The sequence below is a fragment of the Spirosoma sp. genome, assembly GCF_048594605.1.
Lineage (GTDB): Bacteria > Bacteroidota > Bacteroidia > Cytophagales > Spirosomataceae > Spirosoma.
Genome location: NZ_JBMDWV010000105.1, coordinates 1 through 6,441, shown reverse-complemented (window position 1 = coordinate 6,441; position 6,441 = coordinate 1). Strand labels below are relative to the sequence as shown.

Below are 6,441 nucleotides of genomic sequence, written 5' to 3'. Positions count from 1 at the left end.
TTTTCTGGTATCTCGTAGGATTTCTTTTACAACTATAATTACTCCATTTATAACTTCTTCATAAAAAAATCGTTTGTCCCTATCTATATGTACTATTACTAATGAAATATACTGACAGACCTCTTCACCTGGTTTTCTTCGTGCATTTATTACTACACATTTTACCAAGTCGTAAATCGTAAACAGGATATTATTTTCCATTTTATTCATATTTAAGAGTTAAAAAAAAGTCGCTCAGTAATAAGAGGTTACAAAAATTTCTCTTTGGCTGCTTTTACTACTTGAGAGATATATGGTGGTGAAACATTAAGCCTTTCAGCAATTGATTTTTTGTTATAACCATGATTTAACATTGTTATAACTTTACTTTCAATTATGTTTAGTTTAGCTTCCTTCACCAGATCATTTAAATCATTTTCTAGTACTAATAATGCTTCCGGTGAATAATCTTCTAAGGATTGACCTTCTGAAAATATGTGATCACTATCTTTTAATATTCTATTATAGAATTTGTTCCGGTTTTTGCCTCTATCTGCAATAATGTTAAGTACAATTTTACATACTAGACCTTCTTTGGACTCTACTGAATTCTTATCATTAAGTACATATTCAACAAATTTAGCCATAGCTTCAGCTTGTATTTCTTCAGCGAGATCCCTCTTATACTCGAAGCATCCGTTTACCTTTTTTGACACTTGATTAATTGTAAAAAAGAAAACCATTTGAGTTAACTCTTCAAATTCAGCGCTAGTTAAGAACTGTACTGCGAGATATCTTTCCATTGCAATAAATCGATTTGTTGTGGGCTACTTTACGATTCGTGCGTGCATATGAATAGCATAATGCTAATAACGGTAATTTACTGTCTGTCAATTTTAGATATTTCGTCGTTGAGTAAACTCGTTTTTAGTGTACTTTTATTAGAGATAGATATATTAAATCTATTATTCTCTCTTGTTGGCCCTTACACTATATAAGACTTAAAATGGCCGTAAAAATTAAGTACTGAGTTGAAAGTAGGTATGCGTATTGCTTGTATAGTTAAAGACTCAAAACAGTAGTTAAAATTTAGTGAACTTAAAAAAAAAGTATGCATGCATAATATCGTTATAAAAATTTATAAAACTTCTATAACAAGTACAAATAACTGTCTTTTCGGTGCTGAGTAATTAGCACCGAAATTTTATCAAGCATGGATAGGGATAGAATAGGCAAACCATTGTTGCCTTTATATACTCTTTCATAGACAGTGCTTACGCTAGGAGGGAATATTATGGATTTGCAAAGCAGTATTTACATTGTAACGATACGAATACTACTTTACTGGTAGAATATCATTCCAATCCGTCGTGTAACGTGGTGACAGATACTGTCGCTTGTGGTGCCATGTCGGATTGTAACCAGCATCAATAACCCGAACTTTATCCCGCCCATACCGATAATTCAGGGTATCAACCACTTTCTATAGCTTGGCCATGCGTCGATCCGGGCCAGCCATAAACAGATCCTGTTGCTGAAATTCGACACGAACAAGGTTCGATAGAATCACGCCCACCTTCTGAAACTCGTAACCAAAGCGAAACACGGCTTTCAGGGCAGCCTGCGCATATCCCACCAGTTCAGACGTACTACTCGTTGCGTGCGGCAGATCGACGGTTCGGCTGTTGTAATACTGCTTCGCGAGTTCACCATTCGGTGACCGCTTGAACCGGTTCGTGTGAATGAAAACCGTCAACGTGCCGGCAGCGGAATCCTGTTTCCGCAACTTCTCAGCCGCCCGGCTCACGTGCGTGGTCAGGGCCTCTGTGATCGTGGCCAGATCGGGAACGAGTTTGCCGAAACTCGGCGCTGAACAGATAGACTTCTTTGGCTGCGGTTCCAGCTCCAGTAACTTACACGGAATCCCCCGTAATTCATACGCTAGGCGGAGGCCATTAACCGTTAGCTTCTCCCCTATCCAGTCGTCCGGTGCGTTACGTAGCTGCAAGGCGGTACGAATGCCGTTACGTTTCAGCATACCCGCGTATCGCCAGCCGATGCCCCACAGATCCGCAACGTCAAAGTCAGTCAGTAACTCCTGAATTTTCTCATCCGTATCGACGAGTATAACCCCGCCTAGTTCAGGCCTGCGCTTGGCGTAGTAATTGGCAACCTTACAGAGTGTTTTTGTCGGAGCGATGCCAACGCTCACGGGTATACGTGTCCACTGATCAATGGTCGAACGTAGCGTTCGAGCAAACTGTGTCAGGTCGGGATACAGCGCTTCATAACCGTTGAGGTTTAGAAAGGCCTCATCGATGCTGTACACTTCAACGTCTTCTACGAACCGGCCCAGCGTAGCCATGACCTGGCCACTCATGTCCCCGTAGAGCGTATAGTTACTGCTGAACACTTTAATGTCGTGCTGCTTTATCTGATCGGTTAACTGGAAGTAAGGCGCCCCCCATTTTTACCCCTAATGCCTTCAGTTCGTTTGAGCGGGCGATCAGGCACCCATCCTTGTTAGACAGCACACCAACGGCTTTGCCTTCAAGCGCCGGGTTAAATGCCCGTTCACAGCTTACGTAGAAATTGTTACAGTCGCATAAAGCCAGCATAACTACAGGGGTTTTTGGATGACATACGTAACCACACCGAAGATTCTGAAATCATCGCCGGGGTACACATCGATCGGTTCATACTTCGGGTTGGAGGGTATCAGCACAATCACGTCATCCGCGTAGTGAACACGCTTCACCGTATGTGCCCCATTGTACCAGACCACCATGATTTTACCTTCTACCGGATCGCGGGAGCAATCGACAATCAGTATGTCGCCGGGTTCAATGCGGTCGCCGGTCATGCTGTCGCCCGTCACACGCACGAAGTAGGTAGCTTCTGTATTGGTAATACACAGGTCGTTCAGATCACAAACCCACTCGACGTAGTTTTCAGCCGGAGACGGAAAACCCGCCTGTATCATTGACTGGAAGAAAGGAATCCGGAGCCGTTTTCTGACGACTGCTTTTATAAACTGATTGGGCCGCTTTCTACTACTCCTGTCTGACATAACGGTGCGCTTAAAAACAAGAACCGCTATATTATAGTTTTGTTATGTATAATACAAATGCAACACAATAAACGTAATCAACCACCTGTATAAATGTGTTGTCATAGAATACAAACGACAAAAACATGAACAAAGAACTGCTCAATGCTGCAAAGGAATTCGATGACCACTTTATCGATACGTTTCCGAACGTTACTAAGCCAGCAAAACAGATCTCTGATTTTAATTTGGCCCTGAATGAATTTGCTCAACAATCCACTGAACACAGAGAAACAATTCATTTTATAACGGTACTGTTGTCCAATTCAGACCTAGAGGCCTTTGCGGCTAAAGATTCTCAAGATGCCCGAAGAACAGGCTACGAGCAGACAGCTGATCATCGTGGACAGGATGACGAGCTTAGTAAGCTAGAAACTCAGGCCAGCATTGATGATCAGGATATAATAACCGCAGCTCGTGCGGTTGTAGACGGCAGTCATAACGAGGCAGGCCTTAAGGAGTTAGTCAGTAAGCTCATTGACGATTTGGAAACCGAAGCGTAATAACATTCGTAAAAATCTCCCGCAATGGCCTTCTTCTGATTATCGTTGGTCATAGGTGTAAGGTTTTATTATGGATATGTACACGGCAATGCTTGCTGTGCAGTTCTCCCCCTCCAGCTTCGGTATAGTAATCAGACAAACAGCCGCCCGCTTTGCAGAGGGCGCTACTTTACCCGCATAATGGGATAGCCACAGTAGCGAATGACTCTCATCATTTTATAAATACATTTTTCAGTGCTTATTTTGGTGCTAAATCTCGATCTAATTTCTCCAACACTGCCTCGACGATCCAATCATGTGTCGATATGCCTAACTTCGGACTCCCCGGCTTGCGGGTGCGCTGCGCTCGAAGCGCGTCTATCTGGCGAAGGATACCGCGTGTCAATCGGGTATTGACGTGGGCAGGTTTATCATCGTCCTCTGGCTGTTCGTCAGCAGGTTTCAGACCTTTGTTGATCACGGCCTCTATGTCGGCCTCTGTGGGCGTTTTACGCTTTGGTGGTGCTGTTGATACGGGCATTAGATACTGCGTTAAAAAGATCGTTCAATTCAGTGATTGCTTTTTGGTCAGGCTGTTCGGCCTCGAATACTGTAAGACCCTTTGCTCCTGTTGATGGGAACGCTTTTCTATTCTTGATGGCATGGGGTACGAAACCAAGATCAGCCATTCCGGCTAGGGCCTCAGCGGCCTCTCGATTATCAGCACTGGTGATGTCGGCTCGGTTCAGGAAGCTGTGTACCGTCAGCGCTGTTGCACGGGTCGCCTGTATCTCGGCTAACATTTCCGTCAGTTTGGCGAGTGTCCAGACATCGTGGCTGCGGGGCTGTACGGGCACCAGGGCAATATCAGCTACGAATAGGGCGGCTCGTTGGCTGGTGGTGTCGCGGCCACCTGTGTCGATGATCACATGGTCGTATTTGGGTTTCATCGTCTCGACCTGTTTGCGCAGGTTCGCGCCCAATAGCTGGACCAGCGTATAACCGACATTTCCATCCAGCGTATGCTCCCGCCAGGCGGTGAAGTCGCTGACGGTCGCTTGGTCATCGGCATCGACTAGCAGAACGTCGCCCCCCTGCCTGGCCAGCCATACGGTCAGATGCTCGGCAATGGTGCTGCGGCCACTACCGCCCTTGACACCTGCTGTTACAAATACTGCCATTTTATGTGCGATTAATGATGCGGCAAGTAATGCTTATTCTGGCATAAAAACAAGTCCTACAATAACTGTTGAAAATAGTGCTGAAAATAGTGCTGGTTTTTGTACGCTAACTTAATAAATAAAAATAGCTAAATACTACGTATAATAAAGTCACAAGCCCCAAATACTCAGGTTCAAATAGTTAGTATTATCTTAGAAATGCATCTAATCTCCACCTTAAAATGAGACCTCTATACCTACTGCTGCTTATTCCTATATTATTTAGCGGGTGCAAGAAAAGCTCTGATGATCCGTCGGCCAATCCAGTATCAACATACTTTATTCAAGCTACAGTAGAAGGTAAAATATACAAATTTGATGGTAAAAATTCTAAGGCAAGTAACGACATCACTGGAAATACTCAAACAACTAACTACTTCAGCGTAGGCGGTTCAAATGATGAAGAAGTAACATACATACAATTCACTACGATCGGTGGTTTGACTGGCAAACCTGCAACATTGCCAATATTCTACTCTATTTTCAAAAAAAACAGGTTCGAGATCTACGATAAAAACACCAACTTTTACAATTACAATAATCCTGTAAGTGTTGGAACATGTAATGTTACTAGGGTAGATAACCATGAAGTTGAAGGAACTTTCAACTTCGACGCTTATGATAACTCCAACAAAATGATCAGTGTCAAAAATGGAAGCTTCAAACTGAAATTTACATTCTAGTCAGTTTAGAATCGGCATAAATGCCGACCCTTTAGGATTGCTATTATTCCGTAGTGGGTCTTTAGTGCAAAACGAGGCCAAAATGAAAACAGGCCCGTAAAGTGCTGATTTTGAGTCAAAGTAAAGAAAACGGTCCTTTACATTACTGACGAATAACTAGGCAGAATACAGGCTATTTTTCCCCATTTCAAAGCAAAGAACTCACCGGGCCGCCGGGCGGTCAAACAATCAAAGTAAACTTAGCTGTGCTAAATATTGGGTTTTCTTACGCCCTATTTTCATTTTGGCCCCGTTTTGCAGTGTAGACCCATGCTGGTTAAAATTCTGACATACCACATGGACAATGCGGGGTATGATACGCGGAATGCGTATTAATGCGCTAGGTTCGTCTTCAAATAAACCGCATCGATTAAGTATTTTTGTTGGCTATCAACCATTTCTATCAATCTTATGAAGACACTACTATTTAACATCTTATTACCGATCTTATTTATTATTTCACACTATTCGATCGGTCAAAATAAGAACCCAGAGTTTAAAGTTATAAAAACAAGCTCATATGGACAGGCCCTACGTACAACATCGTATTGCATAGAAATAGTAGCTCAGGACTATAATCCGAGTAGCATTGATCATTGGAATGCTCTTGTTGAGTATGTTAAGGGGTTTGATTCGCAGACAAAGGGTGAGGCAACGATCTGGTTTGCTTTTTACGATACTTGGATTAAAACCGATGGCTGTTCATGTAATTTTGATGCAGGTGATGGATGTGAAAGTACCTATAGATCAAATGTGATTGCTTCTGGACGTATTAGTCCTTGGATAGATGGTAAAAGAACCGGTAGTATTGATCGGAATGCCCGCTATAAAATGGATGAAAGTTTAGGACCAAAACCAGTAGAAACTGGGGGTGTTTGGTCTGTAAAACTTAAATTCTAACACACGGCTTGCTGTATGGACGTCTTTTA

General features: G+C 43.0%; 10 protein-coding genes. 3 read left to right on the top strand and 7 right to left on the bottom strand.

The window, feature by feature from the left end; translation table 11 throughout:
* The 6 genes from ACOJS8_RS06185 to ACOJS8_RS06160 form a co-directional block, all read right to left on the bottom strand.
* Positions 1-201: hypothetical protein (locus tag ACOJS8_RS06185; RefSeq protein WP_420147662.1), on the bottom strand; the 201-nt coding region annotated here is incomplete at its 3' end.
* 47 nt (positions 202-248) lie between these two features.
* Positions 249-782, bottom strand: coding sequence for a hypothetical protein (locus ACOJS8_RS06180; RefSeq protein WP_420147661.1), 534 nt, complete (start codon positions 780-782; stop codon positions 249-251).
* Positions 783-1,315: 533 nt separating this feature from the next.
* Positions 1,316-1,459: a DUF4113 domain-containing protein gene (locus ACOJS8_RS06175; protein ID WP_420147660.1), complete on the bottom strand. Its 144-nt coding sequence runs from the start codon at positions 1,457-1,459 to the stop codon at positions 1,316-1,318.
* A gap of 3 nt (positions 1,460-1,462) precedes the next feature.
* Positions 1,463-2,359 carry a Y-family DNA polymerase gene (locus ACOJS8_RS06170; protein WP_420147659.1) on the bottom strand — a complete coding sequence of 299 codons (897 nt, stop codon included), beginning with the start codon at positions 2,357-2,359 and terminating at the stop codon, positions 1,463-1,465.
* A 34-nt stretch (positions 2,360-2,393) separates the two neighbouring features.
* Positions 2,394-2,597 carry a hypothetical protein gene (locus ACOJS8_RS06165; RefSeq protein ID WP_420147658.1) on the bottom strand — a complete coding sequence of 68 codons (204 nt, stop codon included), beginning with the start codon at positions 2,595-2,597 and terminating at the stop codon, positions 2,394-2,396.
* A 2-nt stretch (positions 2,598-2,599) separates the two neighbouring features.
* Positions 2,600-3,049 (bottom strand): LexA family protein, encoded by a 450-nt coding sequence (locus tag ACOJS8_RS06160; RefSeq protein ID WP_420147657.1) that lies wholly within the window; start codon positions 3,047-3,049, stop codon positions 2,600-2,602.
* 125 nt (positions 3,050-3,174) lie between these two features.
* On the opposite strand from ACOJS8_RS06160, the gene ACOJS8_RS06155 reads away from it, so the two are divergent.
* Positions 3,175-3,591 (top strand): hypothetical protein, encoded by a 417-nt coding sequence (locus ACOJS8_RS06155; RefSeq protein WP_420147656.1) that lies wholly within the window; start codon positions 3,175-3,177, stop codon positions 3,589-3,591.
* A 488-nt stretch (positions 3,592-4,079) separates the two neighbouring features.
* Here ACOJS8_RS06155 and ACOJS8_RS06150 read toward each other — a convergent pair whose 3' ends face one another.
* The gene (locus tag ACOJS8_RS06150) at positions 4,080-4,751 is read right to left on the bottom strand and encodes an AAA family ATPase (protein WP_420147655.1); all 672 of its coding nucleotides are present in this window, start codon (positions 4,749-4,751) and stop codon (positions 4,080-4,082) included.
* 221 nt (positions 4,752-4,972) lie between these two features.
* Here ACOJS8_RS06150 and ACOJS8_RS06145 point away from each other — a divergent pair, with 221 nt between their 5' ends.
* Together ACOJS8_RS06145 and ACOJS8_RS06140 are read left to right on the top strand one after the other, a co-directional pair.
* Positions 4,973-5,473: a hypothetical protein gene (locus ACOJS8_RS06145; RefSeq protein WP_420147654.1), complete on the top strand. Its 501-nt coding sequence runs from the start codon at positions 4,973-4,975 to the stop codon at positions 5,471-5,473.
* Positions 5,474-5,923: 450 nt separating this feature from the next.
* A complete protein-coding gene (locus ACOJS8_RS06140) occupies positions 5,924-6,412 on the top strand; it encodes a hypothetical protein (protein WP_420147653.1) in 489 nt (162 codons plus the stop codon).
* Positions 6,413-6,441 lie beyond the last annotated feature (29 nt).

Bases quoted from the DNA above. Each gene is read 5' to 3' on its own strand.
- ACOJS8_RS06165 (WP_420147658.1), bottom strand. From the start codon at position 2,597: ATGCTGGCTTTATGCGACTGTAACAATTTCTACGTAAGCTGTGAACGG.
- ACOJS8_RS06155 (WP_420147656.1), top strand. From the start codon at position 3,175: ATGAACAAAGAACTGCTCAATGCTGCAAAGGAATTCGATGACCACTTT.
- ACOJS8_RS06160 (WP_420147657.1), bottom strand. From the start codon at position 3,049: ATGTCAGACAGGAGTAGTAGAAAGCGGCCCAATCAGTTTATAAAAGCA.
- ACOJS8_RS06150 (WP_420147655.1), bottom strand. From the start codon at position 4,751: ATGGCAGTATTTGTAACAGCAGGTGTCAAGGGCGGTAGTGGCCGCAGC.
- ACOJS8_RS06140 (WP_420147653.1), top strand. From the start codon at position 5,924: ATGAAGACACTACTATTTAACATCTTATTACCGATCTTATTTATTATT.
- ACOJS8_RS06170 (WP_420147659.1), bottom strand. From the start codon at position 2,359: ATGAGTGGCCAGGTCATGGCTACGCTGGGCCGGTTCGTAGAAGACGTT.
- ACOJS8_RS06180 (WP_420147661.1), bottom strand. From the start codon at position 782: ATGGAAAGATATCTCGCAGTACAGTTCTTAACTAGCGCTGAATTTGAA.
- ACOJS8_RS06145 (WP_420147654.1), top strand. From the start codon at position 4,973: ATGAGACCTCTATACCTACTGCTGCTTATTCCTATATTATTTAGCGGG.